Consider the following 17,368-nt stretch of genomic DNA (forward strand, 5'->3'; position numbering starts at 1 on the left):
ATATACAAACATCCTTATGACAGACAATGTATAAGGATGTTTTTTGTTTGCATTTTTTCCTTGAAAATTACGTTCTGATGTAAGAATTGCATGATTTCGAGTTTTTTCGACGAAAGATATAGTGGCTGTATGTAAATCATGGTAAGATAGTTTTCTACAGAACCTATGACTCCTGTGGTTTGTCATTACTATTGCCTATAGTTAGGAGACACTTTCTTGGAAACAATCTCTAGTACGTATCACGTTCCACTCGTCATCTTCTCAATTCTTATCGCCATTTTAGCATCATTTGCTGCGTTGGATCTTGGCATTCGAATTCATAAGGCCAAAGGTTCTGCGAGACAAGCTTGGTTAGCTGGTGGAGCTTTTGCCATGGGCATGGGCATTTGGTCGATGCATTTTGTTGCCATGTTAGCATTTCATTTGCCAATAGCTGTCACCTATCAACTGTCTACCGTCATTTATTCGATAATACCCGCGTTATTTGCATCTTGGTTAGCGCTACACATTATCAGCCGGCCTATTATGCACAAATCACACGTGTTTATCGGTGCAACATTCATTGCTACTGGCATTGTTTCTATGCATTATATTGGCATGGAAGCCATGGTAATGGGCGCTACAATTGTCTATAATCCCTTTTTATGGGTGCTTTCTGCTATTATTGCCTACGTTGTTTCACTGGTAGCACTTCTGTTACTTTTCTCTATTAAGCAGAATGCAAGTTCCCCGCGAATCCTATTAAAAAAATTAGGAAGTTCCTTGGTGATGGGCGTTGCAATTTGTGGTATGCACTATACAGGGATGGCGGCTGCAACTTTCAAGCATGAACATGCACATACAGTTACAGATCTTACATTCAATACGTCCTTATTAGCGTATCTTATAGGCTTTGGTGTTTTGTTCATTCTTGGGCTAGCCTTTATCAGTACGTTTATTGATAAACGTTTTGAGTCTCAACTATTGATGTCGGAAAAAAGATTTCGCTCTGTCGTAGAATCAGCTCATGATGCCATTATTTTGGCGGATGACAAAGGAACAATCATTTCATGGAATAAAGGAGCATCCCTTATTTTTGGTTACGAGGAAGGGGAGCTTATTGGTGAAAAGCTGCGAACTATTTTTCCGAATCGCTACTTAGCTATTCATCAAGAACGGTTGGAGAAGCTTCTAACTACGCAAGATCCCAATGAGCTGGGGAGAACGCATGAATTGCAAGGGTTAAGAAAAGATCAATCGGAGCTGCCAGTTGAGCTTTCTCTTGCTGTTTGGAAAGAAGAAGGCAGCACGTATTTCAGCTGTATCATTCGAGATATTTCAGAAAGAAAAAGAACCGAAGAGAAAATCAATCAGATGGTTTATCGAGATCCCCTAACGGGTCTACCGAATCGTCTATTATTGAATGACCGTCTTGAACTTGCCTTAGATCAAGCTTATGAGAATCAACAAATCATTGGTATTATGTTTATTGATCTGGATCGATTTAAGTATATTAATGACACACTCGGTCATGCCATGGGCGATAAATTACTGATTGATGTAGCGAAACGATTTGAGGCTAGCATCGGTAAAGGAGATACGGTTTCGCGGCAGGGTGGCGATGAATTTATTGTTCTTTGGGCGAACACGACCACAGATGAAATGATAAAGAATGCGACCAAAATGGTTCGTATTTTCTCAGAATCGTTTAACATCCTTGAGCATGAATTATTTGTTACTCCTTCAATCGGAATTAGCTTATATCCATCGGATGGTGGAGATATTGAGACATTAATTAAGAATGCAGATACAGCGATGTATCGGGTGAAAGAACATGGTAAGAATAACTTCCAGTTTTACACACCAGAAATGAACGAGACTGTGACCAAAAAAATGCAGATGGAAATCGGACTCCGCAAAGCTTTGGAGCGAAATGAGTTTAATGTGTATTACCAGCCGCAAATTGACGTAAATTCGGGCAAGATTATCGGTGTGGAAGCACTAATTCGATGGCAACATCCAGAGTGGGGTCCTATTTCACCCACAGAATTTATCCCTTTGGCTGAAGAAACGGGATTAATCATACCAATTGGTGAATGGGTGCTCAATGAGGCTTGTCGTCAAAATAAAGAATGGCAGGAGCAAGGTTTTACTCCTCTCCGTATGGCTGTTAACATCTCATCAAGGCAATTTAAACAAAGTAATTTGATCGATATCGTGAGTAAAGCGTTAGCAGTTTCTGGACTTGATCCCGAATACCTAGAACTAGAGCTAACGGAAAGTATCATTCAAGATTCCAAGTATGCGATAGAAACGATGCACGAACTTAAATTAATGGGTATCTTTTTATCGATTGATGATTTTGGTACGGGGTATTCTTCCTTGAATTATTTGAAGCTTTTCCCTATCGACAGCTTGAAGATCGATCAATCGTTTACCCGTAATATGTTTGATGACATCAAAGATGCTGCACTCGTACATACCATTATTTCAATGGCACATAATTTGGATTTGAAGGTAATTGCAGAAGGTGTAGAGACGAAGGAACAGCTGCAATTTTTATCACAGCGTGAATGCAATGAAGCGCAAGGCTACTTATTTAGTCGACCGGTTCCCGCTAAAGAGATGACGAGTATTATTAAGCAACAATATACGTATGGATAATCCATTTTAATGCCTCCTCTATTGAGGAGGTTTTTCTATTCTGCGTGTTATGGAACCCATATGGATATACAGGTAGCTTTTGTGCTATAATTTGATATTGGGTTAATACAATTAAGAGCTATATTTATAGATAAAGGGAAGTGAGTTCATCATGTCAAAGGAGAACCAAAATACATCGGACTTAAAATCCGACAAGGTTAAGGATTACTCCAAATACTTTGACTTCTCGGATGCGAAAGTGTTAAGCCAAGAAGAGGGTAAAACTACGTATCGAATTAAAGGTCGGAATATCCAAATCAATTCTGCACCCAATTATAAGGATGAGAAGCAACGTGGTAAAGAGGACATTCAGGTTCATTACGATTTCGCAATTCCGGAAGATATGCAGCAGTTTGGAGCGGATAAATTTTATCTGATCACTACTTATGGTTGTCAAATGAATGAGCATGACACCGAAGTGATGAAGGGTCTTTTCGAACAAATGGGCTATACAGCCACAGAAGACAAGCAGCAAGCAGATGTCATTTTACTTAATACATGTGCGATTCGGGAAAATGCCGAGGATAAAGTGTTCGGTGAGCTTGGACATTTGAAAACATTGAAAGCACAGAAGCCAGGTTTGATTCTTGGGGTATGCGGATGTATGTCGCAAGAAGAATCGGTTGTTAATCGTATCATGCAAAAACATGCTTTTGTTGATATGATTTTCGGCACACATAATATTCATCGTTTGCCAAGCCTTTTGAAGGATGCCTATTTCGATAAAGAAATGGTTGTAGAAGTATGGTCCAAAGAAGGCGATATCGTTGAAAATCTCCCCAAAAAACGGGAAGGTATCCGTGCTTGGGTTAACATTATGTACGGTTGTGATAAGTTCTGTACGTACTGTATTGTTCCATATACACGTGGTAAAGAGCGGAGCCGTAGACCGCAGGATGTTTTGGCAGAAGTCAGGGATTTGGCTCGTCAAGGCTTTCAGGAAATTACGCTACTTGGACAGAATGTCAATGCTTATGGCAAAGACTTTGAAGATATAACGTACACTTTCGCTGATTTAATGGACGATATTCGTAAGATTGATGTTCCACGTATTCGTTTCACGACATCGCATCCGCGCGATTTCGATGACCGCTTGATTGAGGTGCTTGGCAAACGAGGCAATCTCGTTGAGCATATCCATTTACCTGTACAGGCGGGAAATACGGAAGTGTTGAAACGGATGAGCAGGAAGTATTCGCGAGATCATTACTTGCAGCTTGCAGGTAAAATTAAAGCGACAATGCCAGATGTCGTGTTAACTACGGATATTATCGTTGGTTTCCCTGGTGAGACGGATGAGCAATTCGAGGATACGATGACATTGTACGAGGAAGTTGGCTTTGATTTTGCGTTTACGTTCATTTATTCGCCTCGCGTAGGTACACCAGCAGCTGAAATGGAAGATAACGTTCCCATGGAAGTGAAGAAACAACGATTGTACCGTCTGAATGAGCTGGTTAATAAATTAAGCAAGGAAAGTAATGAGCGCTTGTTAAATCAAACCGTGGAAGTCTTGGTTGAAGGTGAGAGCAAAACCAATACCGATGTGCTTGCCGGTCGTACTAGAACAAATAAGCTTATCCATTTCACAGGAGATCCGTCCTTAATTGGTCAAATCATTGATGTGAAAGTGACTCATGCACAAACGTGGATTTTGAAAGGTGAAATTGTACCAAAGCCTCTTCAAATGTCCGTCTAAAAATTTCGATCAGGATAATAGGAGCGTGTTAAGAAATGTCCCAATGTGATCATGCACATAATGATAATCAGCCTCATGCATTTGAAGTCGAGGAGTTTACGAATACAGAAATGATCGTTCGTGAAGATATTTTGGCAAAAGCGAAGGAATTAGCGGCTTTACTGACAACTTCTAATGAAGTTCAGTTCTATCAAAAAGCGGAAAAGCAAATCGCAACAAATCCGGATATCCAAGGGCTAATCAGTGCGATTAAGAAAAAGCAAAAAGAGATTGTTGCTTTCGAAACGTTCCAAAACAAGAAAATGGTGGAAAAAATCGAGAATGAAATCGAAGTTCTTCAAGATGAATTAGATGGCATTCCGATTGTTAATGAGTTTAAACAAACGCAAGAGGATATTAACTATTTGCTTCAACTCGTTATGTCTGTCGTCAGAGACACGATTTCGGATAAAATTAATGTTGAAGCAGGCGCGGCAGAAGCTCCGACTTCTTGTGACTAAGTTTGCCATGTAGAAGGTAAGAAATCGCCATCAACGAGCACAGCAACGGCTTACTTGAGTGGCGATTTTTTTCAAAAGAATAGAAATTATATGGACTTACGTGAAGGAGAGTTGTCATGCTGACAGTTCGAAATTTAAGTAAAGTATTTCCTCCGGACAATCAGGTCCTATCGCAAGTGAGTTTTCAAGTGGATGCAGGTGAGTTTATTGCCGTAATCGGCAGCAGCGGCAGCGGGAAGACAACGCTTCTTCGTTGTATTAGTCATCAAGAGAAATGGACAAGCGGTCAGCTTATCTATAATTCGAATGATATTACGAAACCAGGTCCATGGGACCGGTTTAAATTAGGTAAGGATTTCGCTTACCTCGAAGAGAAACCTTTTCTAAATCGGAATAAAAGCGCTGTCAAGAATGTGTTGATGGGGAGGGTGTATCAAGCCCCACTTCGGATGGTTACAGGCTTATCGTCGAGAAATGAGAAAATCGATAGTATGGAATTTTTGGAAAAAGTTGGTCTGCTGGATAAAGGAGAAAAGAAAGTTGGTCAGCTTAGCGGTGGAGAGCAGCAACGTGTTGCCATTGCAAAAGCATTAATTCTTGGCCCTAAGGTGCTCGTGGCCGATGAGCCGGTATCTGGACTTGATCCGAAGTCTACAGAGTACATTTTGCAAGATTTGAAGTCGTTGTGCAAAGACCGGAACATGACGGTTATCGCAACACTGCATAAGGTTGAACTCGCTGAGCGATTCGCAACTCGAATCTGGGGTGTATCGGAAGGTCGAATCGTATTAGATATTCCAGCTCGACCACTCACATTGAACGAAAAAATGCTTGTTTTTGGTCAAATATGATTAAGGTGTTATTCGTTTGTTTGGGCAATATTTGCCGTTCGCCAATGGCGGAAGCCGTGTTTCGTCATCAAGTGAAAGAAGCGGGACTTGAGGATGTCATCTCCATTGATTCAGCGGGCACTGGAGATTGGCATATTGGTCATCCACCACATCAAGGTACACGCGATATTCTTGACGCTCATGAGATCAGTTATGAGGGTCTACAAGCTAGGCAGGTACACTCAGATGATTTCCATCAATTCACTTATATCATTGCGATGGATGAGAGTAATGTCGTGAATCTGGCTTCATTTGCTCCTGAGTTAGTGGGAGATGCTAAGCACGCAGCTATACATAAACTATTAGAGTTCTCCAGGAATAAACCGATGACGTCCGATGTACCGGATCCCTACTATACGGGGAAGTTTCAAGAAGTATATGAGATGGTAGAGGAAAGCTGCAGTCGTTTGCTTGCTTTTATCGTGGAGAAAGAGAAGTTGGTAACAGAGTGACGTAATCATCATAAAAAAGCAAGCTAGATAAGAGCGAACTCTTGTCTAGCTTGCTTTTTTTGACATGGGTTAGTATTGCTGGAAAACAATCGAACATTGTGTTCCACGGTTGAGACTGCTAGAGAAAGAAATTTTGCCATTCATTTTCTTGATTAAGCTGATGACGACGACAAGTCCAAGACCAGTCCCATGCTCCTTAGTCGTATAGTAAGGCTTGCCCAAGGCGTTTAATTGCTTATCCGTCATACCGACTCCCGTGTCTTCAATCGAGATCTGCACAGCACTGGGATGTTTACATGTTCGTAATGACAGCCTGCCGCCATTGGGCATAGCTTCAATTGCATTCTTGACGAGATTGAGTAAGCATTGACGAAGCTTCTGAGACTCACCAAGAATGTAAAGAGGTGCTTCGCAATCATGCGAGATATCTATCGTAATTTTAAAGTCAATGGCGTATGGTGTAATAAACCGAATAGTGTGTTCTAGCTCTTCTTTAATATCAAGTTGTTCCTGTAAATCAAGTGATGGCTTTGCAAAGTTGAGGAAATCTGTTAGCAGGCTTATGGCTTGGTCCACGCCGGTTAAAGCATAGTCAACATAACGTCTGCGATCGGTATTTGATAGGTCTGATCTCAGTAGTAATTGAAGAAAACCACGCGTAGAAGTCAAGGGATTGCGGATTTCATGTGAGACGGTAGCAGACAACTCTGCGAGCATGCGATTTTTATCTAAATGAGTGATACGATTGCGCTGCATTTCATATTTGTTAATAAAATAAAGTATAGCGATCATAATCCATAGCGAGATGAAAGCACAACCGATGACATAGCTAGCATATAAGGAAATAGGAGCTAAGACATAGGGTGCGAGGGGCGCATATAAGAGTTCATACACGAGAAGAATGGCAGTTGCATACGTTAGTTTTATTAGCAATGAAGCTTGAGTTACTCGATTTCGAACTAGAAAGCCGAGAATGAGTAAAAATGTGCTGCTTAGCAAAGCGGGTTCCCAATAATAATTGAGTACGAACATGCAACCCATATTAAAAACAATCCAGGTCATGATCGCTGGTACGATGCCGACGCTTAATGTAACAAAGAGCAAACAGACAGGTACTAGTTGTAGCGAGTAGATCAGAGGATCAATGTCCGCAAAGTTCCAGTATAAGAATATAAAGATGCCTAGTATGCATGCGAAAAAGAGAGTTAACTGCCGTTCCTTGTGCATGAAATGAGGTGCAATAATAAGGTGTATGAAGGAAGCGCTCAAGATGTAGAAGAGATTATGAAGCTCATTGGCAATGATGAAATGAAGCAAGTACAAGCATCCTTTCCATATATCGACAATTAGGTAATTGTTTCTACATTATCTCACAAATGCAAATTGAATCAAGTAAATTGCCCTGTTTGGAATGCTAAAGATTTGATAAAGACTTATAGTCATTGACGTATAAAGCGCTGTATAATAAAGAAAACATAGCTTGCAAGCGTTTACAAATTTGAAGGATTTGAAGCCGAGGAGAGATGTGAATGCGGTTGTGCTCACAGGTGTGCGGTGTTGTGTTTAATCCGATTGAAGACGATTATGTAGACGTTTGTGAGGATTGTGAGGCAGGGGAGAATGACATTGAAGTAGAACGGGAATCGTTTAGTTTTTATTTGGGAAAGTGCGGACTGATCATTGATTATTTGCTTTAAATGGCTGTTTTAAAAAAAGGTTGATTACCAGCCATTTCTTGTTACAATAATAGTAGATTTATTATTCACACTATTCACTCTATATGCGGTTCATTTTTGAAAGGAGACCAAGCATGGTAACTTTACCTAAATTGAACGATCTCGGCTTTTTCGAGATAAGACTGGAATCCATCGGCGGTCTAGGCGCGAATCTAGCAGGTAAGATGCTGGCAGAAGCAGGAGTCGTTGGCGTTGGTTTGAACGGTGTCAGTTTCTCGTCCTACGGGTCTGAGAAGAAAGGTTCTGCAGTAAAAGCACATATTCGATTTTGTGACATGGATACGAAGATTCGGGATACATCGCCCGTTGAACGACCGCATGTTGTAGGTGTTTTTCATGAATCACTTTCCAAAACTGTAAACGTTATCAGTGGCATCTATGAGGATAGTACCGTGTTAGTAAATTCAACCAAAACACCTGATGAACTGAAAGAGAAGATGAAACTTCGCGGGGGTACGATTGCAGTAATTGATGCAATTGGCATTTCACTTGAAGAGAAAAACCGCGTTAACATGGCGATGTTGGGTGCTATGTTCAGATTATGTGATTTCCTTGATCCGGATGTCATGCGAGGTGTAATACGAAAGTCTCTTGAGAAGAAATACCCACTTGCTGTCGCTCCAGCTTTGCGGACTTTCGATCGAGGCTTCAACGAAGTGGTTTTCCAAACGTATGCGCTTCCAGAAGGGGAGTCCATGCCAGATTTTGTCCGGTATGATACCCCAGTCTTGGGCTTCGCTACGCAGCCTATCGGTGGTGTGGTTACGAATCCTGGTAATAGTATATTGAAAGATTTAAGCATATCCCGTGCAGGGATGATGCCGCATTTTCATGAAGATAAATGTATTCACTGCGCTTCTTGCGATAATGTGTGTCCTGATTTTTGTTTCGTATGGGATGAGCTCCCTGACAAAAAAGGTCGTCCCCAAATGTTCCTGCAAGGCATAGACTATCAGTATTGTAAAGGTTGTCTTAAATGTGTACAGGCTTGTCCAACCGATGCGCTCTCTAGTGAGCGTGAAGAAGATGGTTATGCTGATCTAAATCGCATGCCTCATCGTTTCAATCTAGCTATAAACTCTTAGAGAGTATTTATGGGAGAAGGGTGGAACTACACGCATGTCCATTGATATTAAGCAGGAATTAGGGGTAGCCAAAGTCGAACAGCGCATCGTGTATGAATCAGGGAATGAGATGGCTGCCTATGCAGCACATCAAATTAATTATCATGTCATGGGATACTTTCCGATATCACCATCCACGGAAGTAGCTCAGTTTCTAGATCTCATGAAGTCCAATGGACAGCATGACATTGTGTTAATTCCTGCCGACGGTGAGCATGGCTCAGCAGGTATATGTTATGGGGCATCAACTGCTGGCGGACGCGTATTTAACGCGACAAGCGCCAACGGTTATTTGTACATGTTGGAACAAATGCCGGTACAATCCGGAACACGTTTTCCAATGGTTATGAACTTGGTTTGCCGGTCTGTTTCCGGGCCGCTGAATATTCACGGCGATCATTCTGATCTTTATTATGCTTTGAATACGGGTTGGCCAATTATCATGTGTCGTGACCCGCAAGCTGTATATGATATGAATATTATGGCGCTCAAATTAGCCGAAGATCCTGAGGTGCGCCTACCTGTTATGGTAGCTTCAGATGGTTATTTCACCTCACACCAAAAGCGCAGAGTACAAACCTTTGCACATCGGGCTGATGTGCAGGCATTCGTAGGTGAGAAGCCACAGGGCTTCCCAGATACCTTGGATCGTAATAACCCGATTACCGTCGGACCCTATATGAATGAGCCGGATTACATTAATAACTGTTATCAACAGTCGATGGCGATGTATAACGCCGAAAGTGTCTATGACCGTATTCGGCAGGAGTACGCCGAATTGACAGGTCGTGACTATCCGATACTTGAACTATATCGGATGGAGGACGCGGAAGTCGCGGTATTCCTGATGAATTCGGCTTCCGAAATCATCAAGGATGTCGTCGACCAGCTCCGCGAGAAGGGCATTAAAGCAGGATCGATTGCGCCCAATCTGATCCGTCCTTTCCCAGCCAAGCAAATTGCTGAGGCGCTGGCGAACGTGAAAGCGATCACGGTTGGCGATCGCGCGGATTCCTACGGCGGGCATGGCGGCAACATGGTCAATGAAATTAAAGCGGCGCTGTTCACCCATGGGAACAGAGACACGCTTGTCATAAGCCGAATCTATGGCTTAGGTGGCAAAGACTTTTATGCCGAGGATGGGCATAATCTGTTCCAATTCGCCATTGACGCGATGGAAAGCGGCAAGGTTGAAGTGCCTTTTGACTATTACGGGCATACGCCTGGAGATCCCTCGAAAGCACCGAAGCGGGTATTGACACCAATGAAGTATGAAGATTTGAATACTGGTCTGATCACGGTCACACAAGATGAGAGCACGAGGAAGTTAAATGTTCGTATTCCACCACTGCGTTCCCTAACGAAAAAGCCTAAACGAATTGCTCCAGGGCATGGCGCATGTCCAGGATGTGGTATTTTCTCAGGATTGGAATTGTTCTTCAAAGGGATCGAAGGCGATATTGTTTCCATTTTCCACACAGGCTGTGCGATGGTTGTGACGACAGGGTATCCATATTCAGCTCATAAAGCTACGTATATCCATAATTTGTTCCAGAACGGCGCAGCCACCTTGTCAGGCGTTGTAGAGATGTTCTGGGAGCGGAAGCGGCGCGGAGAACTTGATCATTTGGGGTTAAAAGACGATTTCACGTTCGTCATGATTACGGGTGACGGCGGGATGGATATCGGAATGGGCCCAGCGATTGGTGCTGCTCTTCGTAATCATAAAATGATTATCCTGGAATACGATAATGAAGGCTACATGAACACAGGTGCACAGTTGTCGTATTCAACGCCAATGGGCCATCGGACATCTACATCCAATGTCGGGAAGCATCAGGGAGGTAAGGTATTCCATCATAAGGATACTGCACAAATCATGGCCGCAACGCACATCCCGTATGTCTTTACAGGTTCTGAAGCCTATCCACAGGATCTGGTGAAGAAAGCTGCGAAGGCGCAGTGGTACGCACAGAATGAGGGATTGGTGTATGGCAAAATCCTTATTGCTTGTCCATTAAACTGGCTGTCAGATGACCAAGAGGGCTCTAATATTGTCGGTGCTGCAGTTGATTCCTGTTTCTTCCCGCTGTATGAGGTTGAACATGGGGTAACGTCGATCACTTACAATCCCGAAGATAAGAGTAAGAAGATTCCACTTTCGGACTGGTTGAAAACGATGGGCAAAACGAAACATCTAACGAAACCAGAATATGAAGGCTCGCTGAAATCGTTCGAGACGGAAGTGGAGCGTCGTTGGAATATGCTGAAAGCGAAGCATGAGAATGCGTATTTGTAAGACGGAGTAACCGTACATTACGAAGCACGCATACAAACGAAGGCACATTCCCCTCGTGGTGAATGTGCCTTTTTACGAGGAGGAGAAGAAGAATGCCCTATGTATTACAGCAGAAAGAAACCGAACAAATCTATACAACAACGCTTGTTAACCATTATGGACTAGCTTATTATGGCGTGAAATTCTGGACAGAGCAAGAGGAAGCGAAAGAGCAAGCCTACGCCTATTTGGAATCTCAAGCCGTCAAAGATCCAGATAGTTGGCAAGTGATTGAATGGGAAGAGAGCGAGATGAAAATAAGTAATGTTAAGTTAAAAAACTCTTCCGTTTGGCAGCTATTTTGGTCAGGCATAACGCGAAAGCCAGAAGTGCGAAAACTGGAAATTTAAACCTAGGTGTCAATAGGCTTGTCGCCTCGCCTCCCCTGACAATAATCGCTACCATCCACCTATATTCGCATTTAACCCCCTCAAACTATAATAAGGGTACGAAAGAAAATTTTAACATCATACCCAGTGGAGGGAAAGACAATGAGAAAGTGGACGATGGTTATTGCGGTATGTATGATAGCTTTCATGGCGTTATTACCTAAAGCTGCACAGGCTGCAGATGGCGTAGAAACGAAAGGTCAGATCGTAGCAGGTGTAAGCTTTCGAGACCAACCAAGCACTTCGAGCAAAGTGCTGCGCATGTTGAAGACGAATGAAATCGTAACGGTAACCGAGTATACAACAGCGAATTGGTTTCAAGTGAAGGATGCACAAGGTGTAAGTGGTTACGTATCAACGAATAGCAAATACATAACGATTGTAAGCAACGCACAAATCAATTATGGCGTAAATTTCCGTACATTACCTTCTTCGGAGGCAAGTTCTGGTTCCAAAGTTATTCGAATGCTTGCCAAAGGTGAAGACGTACTTGTCACGGATAAAGTGAATGATAGTTGGTACAAAGTCATTGATGCTGATGGCATTAGTGGTTATGTAAGTACAAGCGCCAAATACATAACTGCGGATTTCTCGGTTATTAAACCGAATATGCCCGTTGCGGCTGAAATCGAAGCTGTCATTGATGCTGGACAAGTCTACTTAGGAACACCTTATGAATTCGGTTCACCTCGCAACGATCCATCGACATTCGATTGCTCAGATTTTGTTCAGACGATGTTCTGGGACGCGCTTCGTTTGTCCTTGCCGAGTGATTCCGCTTCTCAAGGGATGTACGTTCGTTCGGAAGGCCCTATCGTGAAGGATTGGACCAAGCTGAAAAGAGGAGACCTTCTATTCTTTAGCAGCTATAAAGGGTCCAAAGCATCGGATTACGATGGGATCAATGTCTTAACGGAGCCGATTACTCATGTTGGCTTCTATTTAGGCAATGGGCAAATGCTTCATACGTATTCCGTTGAATCCGGCGGTGTTCGTGTAGATACGATCGCGGGTAAACAGTGGGATTATCGATTTTTGTATGGCGGCAGTGTTTTAAAATAAGTTGATGGTTCGAACAAGCAAAGTATGCCATATACTATAGAAAGAGGCGGGTGCTTGCCTTGAGCATCCGCCTTTTGCATATTGTGTGAAAAGTATAAGCTTTATTTCTATCCTTGATGCTATGGAGAAAAGGAGAGCCTTATCTTTGAAACCTTCGACGACGAACCATCCCCTGGAATTTAGGAACACAACGGAAAGAGGACTTAACCTGGATACCGTGCACGAGCGTATTTTACATTTCATGCGACTTGATCCCGTAGCCACTTATAAATTTATCATTGGTACGGATTGTCAGGTGCACACAGGTCATACAAAATTCATTACCGGTGTAGTGATCCAGCGGCTAGGGAAAGGAGCGTGGGCGTGTTATCGTCAAGTAATTGTACCTAGGGCGCTATACTCAATTAAAGAAAAGCTTTCCATGGAGACTAGTCTGAGTGAGGAAATTGCGATGTACTTTGACGAAAAAAAACGACAAGATATGGAAAATATTGTTCTTCCTCATCTCTATCAAGGTGCGACATTCGATATGTTCATACATATCGATGCGGGAGATGACGAGAATAGAAATCGGACGGCGAAATTCGTCCAAGAAATGGTAAGACGCGTGGAATCTGTCGGGATGGTCCCCGTTATTAAACCGGATTGCTATGTAGCTTCTGCTTATGCGAATCGACACTCGAAGAAGCCGCACCGTCCAGCTTACGAGGACCATGAGGTGATCGATGGCAGTTTATAGAGCGTGCATACAACCGTTAGCTCCATGGTCAACGCGATCGAGGAGTTGACGGTTTTATTCACCCTGTATAGAGCCTATGCATGCCATTTTAGAAAGAAGGGTTTCCGCGGTTACTTAGCGAAGTATTGCTGAATGATTGTAGCATTAGGGGGGAATTCCATGAGCAAAACGTTTATAATCGAAGCAGTGATGTTAGCCGTGCATGGCCAGCTCATGCTGCCATCAAAGCCTGTGACTTATTTAATACCTTATACGACCATTCAAGAACTTTACGAGCTGCATAGTAGTCCCGAACCTATTATGCTAGAACTAGAAGATGATGGATTCGTCAAACAAATGATTGGCGAGCTTATAGCCTTCTTTGAAGAATCTTTTAATAAGAAAAAGATAGAGAAAGCATTGTCTATGCCATGGGGCAAAAGTCCACCGTTACCGATTAATGAGCATGTGACTTTGCAAATTGTTTTTGCGATTGATAACGAAGCTTACGGGGATCAATTTGACCCTATTGAAACAGAATTAATTTTGACAGCTATCAAGGAGCAGGCTGAGCTGCTGACAGATCAATTTGACTTTATTGAGCGATTAGTGGAGTTTGCCATTCCCGTAGAGGCTTTTGATGTTGAGGATTTTGAGTTCGCGGTTGAAGGTGACAATCAAGTATAAGAAGAGGAGCTGAGACTGAGCATTATGCGAGTTATCGAACAAGAAGATCAATTAGCTTTACTTCCCGCTAATTGGTTTCCAAACCAAACATGGACGTTGCGTGTTGGTGCAGGTGGAATGAATAATACGACACGTTTCGTTGAAGTAGAGGGCTGCACGTATGTCCTGCGATTGTATGAAACACATCGAGACCGTAACAAAATTAACTTTGAACATCGTGTATTACTTCAATTAGCTAAAAGGAAAGACGAGCTTCCTTTCGACATTCCGATGCCATTAGAGCTTCCTACGGGTGGGACAGTTGTGACACTTGGGGATGATGACGGAAAGCTCGCGGCTTTATTTACTTTTACAGCAGGTAGTAATCCAATCGAAATTGGTTTGAGTCAACTGAAAGAAATGGGGAAAGCAGCAGGCCAACTATCCGCTGCCTTAGCTAACATAGCAATTGCGGATAAACCGGAGTATGCTCCTTATTATGAAATTGAACATATTCATCCTAGCTGCAAGCCAGATGCGATCCGCGCTTTTGCGCAGCATCCGCCGGAGCCGTTCTTAGCCCAGCAGGAGGAACTTGCTTATATAATTAATCGCTATATGGCTTTATATTCAGCAATTCCAACGATTCGGCAGCTGCCGCATCAGCTCGTTCATGGGGATATTAATGGTTCCAACATGCTAGTGGATGATGAAGGGCGTTTTGTGGCGATTCTAGATTTTGAATTTGTAACGGTCGATGTACGAGTCATGGAACTTGCCGTATGTTTATCCGATCTCATTGATCCCACGATTCCAGAAGAAAAGCTTCATGCTAATAGTAAAGCTTTCTATGAAGGTTATCGCCAGTTTGTTCAATTATCACAAGATGAAATCAGTATATTACCCTTGTTAATCGAACTTCGCAGGCTTGATGTGTTCATTCATTTTCTAGGTCGTTACTTAGATGGCGTGGATCCACAGGGCGTACTGGTAGATATTATTCGCAATACATATGAGAAGACCAAATGGCTTCAAATGCATAAGGATTTGTTACGTTTTGATCAGATGTAGTCTATTTCACGTGTCCTACTAACCTGAAGGTGAGTAAGACACGTTTTTTTCAGTTCTTTTTTTGTTGATAGCCTTCAACTATACTAGTACATAGGATACGAGCTATTTGCGAAAACTTTAGTGACAATATCATTTATTTGCTAAAAAGGATTTTCTTAGAATGTGAAGGAGGACAATCATGGTTTATCAAGCAAGTTCAACGCGGTATGCAGAAATGAAATATAATCGTACGGGGAAATCAGGGCTTAAGTTACCCGCTATTTCTCTCGGTATGTGGCACAATTTTGGGGGATTAGATTTGCATGAGAACGGACGAGCGATGCTGCTTCGTTCATTTGATTTAGGGATTACACACTTTGACTTAGCCAATAACTATGGACCGCCGCCAGGTTCCGCAGAGGAGCTCATGGGGCGTGTACTTAAGAGTGACCTGAGTGCCTACCGTGACGAGCTTATCATCTCGACCAAATCAGGCTACTACATGTGGGAAGGCCCTTATGGTGAGTGGGGCTCCAAGAAGAACATGGTGTCTAGTTTAGATCAAAGTTTAAAAAGAATGGGCCTAGACTATGTAGATATTTTCTACTCTCACCGTCCAGATCCAAACACACCGTTCGAAGAGACAATGGCGGCGCTGGATTTAATCGTGCGTCAAGGTAAAGCGCTCTATGTTGGCCTTTCCAACTATTCAGCCGAACAAACCAAAGAAGCAGCTTCGATACTCAAAGGTTTGGGTACTCCGCTACTTATTCATCAACCCGCTTACAGCATGATGAATCGCTGGATCGAGGATGGCTTGCAGGATGTCTTAGATGACTTCGGCGCAGGGAGTATCGCATTCTGCCCACTTGCACAAGGATTGCTCACCAGTAAGTATTTGAACGGGATTCCAGCGGATTCGAGAGCTGGCGGGAAAAGCCAATTCTTAAAAGAAAAAGACATTACGGAAGAAAAGCTGAATCAAATTATTCAACTGAATGAATTGGCTAGCTCTCGTGGACAAAGCTTGGCGCAGATGTCGCTTGCTTGGGTACTACGCGGTGAGCGCGTCACATCCGCATTAATTGGTGCCAGCCGCGTGTCGCAAATTGAGGAGAATGTTGCTGCACTCAAGAATCTCGCGTTTTCTCCTGAGGAATTGGCTGCGATTGAACAAGTTCTGAAATAATTTATTGGTTTTCTCATATAAAGTCAAATACAGAAGAGAATAAACCATAAGGGATTTTTCCTTATGGTTTATTTTATTTCATAAATATGCTAAGCAACCTTTTTAGTAATTAGATCGTCATATATCCGTAAGGTAAGTAAAAAAAGTAAGTAAAAAGAAAAGAGGAGATCAAGATGAAAAAAAATAATAAGAAAACAACCATATATACAATGCTTCTATCAACGATGATCCTGTTAACAGCATGTACTTCAACACAAGAACCAGCGGCAAGTTCAACACCAACTCCTAGTGCTAGTGCGTCATCGAGCCCATCTGCAACGCCTACACCGAGTTCTGTGGCAAGCCCAACTGCGAGTCCATCTGTGAGTCCTTCTACTACACCAGCACCTTCATCGACAACCACTACGGTTTCGAAACAATTGAAAGATATGCTTGAACTTGCCAAATCTGGAAAAGTTAGCGGCATCCCGTTTGCTGCTACAACTGGACTTACTGACGAGGTGGAGAAATCGTGGGGGAAAGCAGATAAGACAGAATCAGCGGGTAGTGGGATTTACGCAACATACTCGAAGAAAAATGCTGTCATTGGGTTTAATAAGGGAAGTCAAATTATCGATATTCGCTCCAATGATCCGCAGTTGCGTACATTGACATTAAGTCAGATTGAACAAGCATTAGGGAAACCGGCTGATATCAAATTAAATGGGGATGATACCATTTATATCTATACAGCTTCCAAAGCATTTCAGCTTAAATTTATTATTCCCAAATCCACAGGTAAAGTAGATCATATCTCTGTCTTTGATACCGTACATTCCGTCAACAATATGGCTGGATAATGGTTCAACGCTGAGCGTGTGTGGCCAGTTGCTT

General features: G+C 42.6%; 16 protein-coding genes. 15 read left to right on the top strand and 1 reads right to left on the bottom strand.

All coding sequences use genetic code 11. The annotated features are described in order from the left end of the window. Positions 1-216 precede the first annotated feature (216 nt). The 5 genes from AC58QT_RS03260 (at position 217) to AC58QT_RS03280 (ending at position 6,223) form a co-directional block, all read left to right on the top strand. Positions 217-2,643, top strand: coding sequence for an EAL domain-containing protein (locus AC58QT_RS03260; RefSeq protein WP_497407645.1), 2,427 nt, complete (start codon positions 217-219; stop codon positions 2,641-2,643). 151 nt (positions 2,644-2,794) lie between these two features. Beyond that, on the top strand, positions 2,795-4,381 hold the full coding sequence (gene miaB, locus AC58QT_RS03265; protein ID WP_497407646.1) for a tRNA (N6-isopentenyl adenosine(37)-C2)-methylthiotransferase MiaB: 1,587 nt from the start codon (positions 2,795-2,797) through the stop codon (positions 4,379-4,381). A 35-nt stretch (positions 4,382-4,416) separates the two neighbouring features. Continuing rightward, positions 4,417-4,881 carry a YlbF/YmcA family competence regulator gene (locus AC58QT_RS03270; RefSeq protein ID WP_497407647.1) on the top strand — a complete coding sequence of 155 codons (465 nt, stop codon included), beginning with the start codon at positions 4,417-4,419 and terminating at the stop codon, positions 4,879-4,881. A 116-nt stretch (positions 4,882-4,997) separates the two neighbouring features. Beyond that, entirely contained in the window at positions 4,998-5,732 is a 735-nt protein-coding gene (locus AC58QT_RS03275; protein ID WP_497407648.1) for a phosphonate ABC transporter ATP-binding protein, read from the top strand. Beyond that, positions 5,729-6,223 carry a low molecular weight protein-tyrosine-phosphatase gene (locus AC58QT_RS03280; RefSeq protein ID WP_497407649.1) on the top strand — a complete coding sequence of 165 codons (495 nt, stop codon included), beginning with the start codon at positions 5,729-5,731 and terminating at the stop codon, positions 6,221-6,223. Before AC58QT_RS03275 ends, AC58QT_RS03280 begins: the two co-directional genes overlap by 4 nt. A gap of 69 nt (positions 6,224-6,292) precedes the next feature. Here the strand turns inward: AC58QT_RS03280 and AC58QT_RS03285 are convergent, their stop codons facing one another. Further along, a complete protein-coding gene (locus AC58QT_RS03285) occupies positions 6,293-7,540 on the bottom strand; it encodes an ATP-binding protein (RefSeq protein WP_497407650.1) in 1,248 nt (415 codons plus the stop codon). Between the two features lie 212 nt (positions 7,541-7,752). Between AC58QT_RS03285 and AC58QT_RS03290 the strand changes: the two genes are divergently transcribed. The 10 genes from AC58QT_RS03290 (at position 7,753) to AC58QT_RS03335 (ending at position 17,334) form a co-directional block, all read left to right on the top strand. After that, complete coding sequence (locus AC58QT_RS03290) at positions 7,753-7,920, top strand: hypothetical protein (protein ID WP_497407651.1); 168 nt, start codon at positions 7,753-7,755, stop codon at positions 7,918-7,920. A 113-nt stretch (positions 7,921-8,033) separates the two neighbouring features. Next, a complete protein-coding gene (locus AC58QT_RS03295; protein ID WP_497407652.1) occupies positions 8,034-9,044 on the top strand; it encodes a 2-oxoacid:acceptor oxidoreductase family protein in 1,011 nt (336 codons plus the stop codon). Between the two features lie 34 nt (positions 9,045-9,078). Next, complete coding sequence (locus AC58QT_RS03300; protein ID WP_497407653.1) at positions 9,079-11,382, top strand: thiamine pyrophosphate-dependent enzyme; 2,304 nt, start codon at positions 9,079-9,081, stop codon at positions 11,380-11,382. A 92-nt stretch (positions 11,383-11,474) separates the two neighbouring features. Beyond that, positions 11,475-11,771 (top strand): hypothetical protein, encoded by a 297-nt coding sequence (locus AC58QT_RS03305; RefSeq protein WP_497407654.1) that lies wholly within the window; start codon positions 11,475-11,477, stop codon positions 11,769-11,771. 141 nt (positions 11,772-11,912) lie between these two features. Then, the gene (locus AC58QT_RS03310) at positions 11,913-12,872 is read left to right on the top strand and encodes a C40 family peptidase (RefSeq protein ID WP_497407655.1); all 960 of its coding nucleotides are present in this window, start codon (positions 11,913-11,915) and stop codon (positions 12,870-12,872) included. Positions 12,873-13,017: 145 nt separating this feature from the next. Continuing rightward, a complete protein-coding gene (locus AC58QT_RS03315; protein ID WP_497407656.1) occupies positions 13,018-13,611 on the top strand; it encodes a ribonuclease H-like YkuK family protein in 594 nt (197 codons plus the stop codon). Between the two features lie 159 nt (positions 13,612-13,770). Further along, positions 13,771-14,277, top strand: a complete 507-nt coding sequence (locus AC58QT_RS03320; RefSeq protein ID WP_310500236.1) for an ADP-heptose synthase — start codon at positions 13,771-13,773, stop codon at positions 14,275-14,277. Between the two features lie 24 nt (positions 14,278-14,301). Then, positions 14,302-15,327: a phosphotransferase gene (locus AC58QT_RS03325; RefSeq protein WP_497407657.1), complete on the top strand. Its 1,026-nt coding sequence runs from the start codon at positions 14,302-14,304 to the stop codon at positions 15,325-15,327. A 178-nt stretch (positions 15,328-15,505) separates the two neighbouring features. Continuing rightward, positions 15,506-16,495: an L-glyceraldehyde 3-phosphate reductase gene (gene mgrA / locus AC58QT_RS03330; protein WP_497407658.1), complete on the top strand. Its 990-nt coding sequence runs from the start codon at positions 15,506-15,508 to the stop codon at positions 16,493-16,495. A gap of 173 nt (positions 16,496-16,668) precedes the next feature. Next, positions 16,669-17,334, top strand: a complete 666-nt coding sequence (locus AC58QT_RS03335; RefSeq protein ID WP_497407659.1) for a YjgB family protein — start codon at positions 16,669-16,671, stop codon at positions 17,332-17,334. Positions 17,335-17,368: the final 34 nt, after the last annotated feature.

The organism is Paenibacillus sp. J31R109 (assembly GCF_059692055.1).

Coding starts and splice junctions, on each gene's coding strand:
- AC58QT_RS03280 (WP_497407649.1), top strand. CDS start 5,729: ATGATTAAGGTGTTATTCGTTTGTTTGGGCAATATTTGCCGTTCGCCA.
- AC58QT_RS03295 (WP_497407652.1), top strand. CDS start 8,034: ATGGTAACTTTACCTAAATTGAACGATCTCGGCTTTTTCGAGATAAGA.
- AC58QT_RS03270 (WP_497407647.1), top strand. CDS start 4,417: ATGTCCCAATGTGATCATGCACATAATGATAATCAGCCTCATGCATTT.
- AC58QT_RS03325 (WP_497407657.1), top strand. CDS start 14,302: ATGCGAGTTATCGAACAAGAAGATCAATTAGCTTTACTTCCCGCTAAT.
- AC58QT_RS03305 (WP_497407654.1), top strand. CDS start 11,475: ATGCCCTATGTATTACAGCAGAAAGAAACCGAACAAATCTATACAACA.
- AC58QT_RS03310 (WP_497407655.1), top strand. CDS start 11,913: ATGAGAAAGTGGACGATGGTTATTGCGGTATGTATGATAGCTTTCATG.
- AC58QT_RS03275 (WP_497407648.1), top strand. CDS start 4,998: ATGCTGACAGTTCGAAATTTAAGTAAAGTATTTCCTCCGGACAATCAG.
- AC58QT_RS03320 (WP_310500236.1), top strand. CDS start 13,771: ATGAGCAAAACGTTTATAATCGAAGCAGTGATGTTAGCCGTGCATGGC.
- AC58QT_RS03300 (WP_497407653.1), top strand. CDS start 9,079: ATGTCCATTGATATTAAGCAGGAATTAGGGGTAGCCAAAGTCGAACAG.
- AC58QT_RS03335 (WP_497407659.1), top strand. CDS start 16,669: ATGAAAAAAAATAATAAGAAAACAACCATATATACAATGCTTCTATCA.
- AC58QT_RS03290 (WP_497407651.1), top strand. CDS start 7,753: ATGCGGTTGTGCTCACAGGTGTGCGGTGTTGTGTTTAATCCGATTGAA.
- mgrA (WP_497407658.1), top strand. CDS start 15,506: ATGGTTTATCAAGCAAGTTCAACGCGGTATGCAGAAATGAAATATAAT.
- miaB (WP_497407646.1), top strand. CDS start 2,795: ATGTCAAAGGAGAACCAAAATACATCGGACTTAAAATCCGACAAGGTT.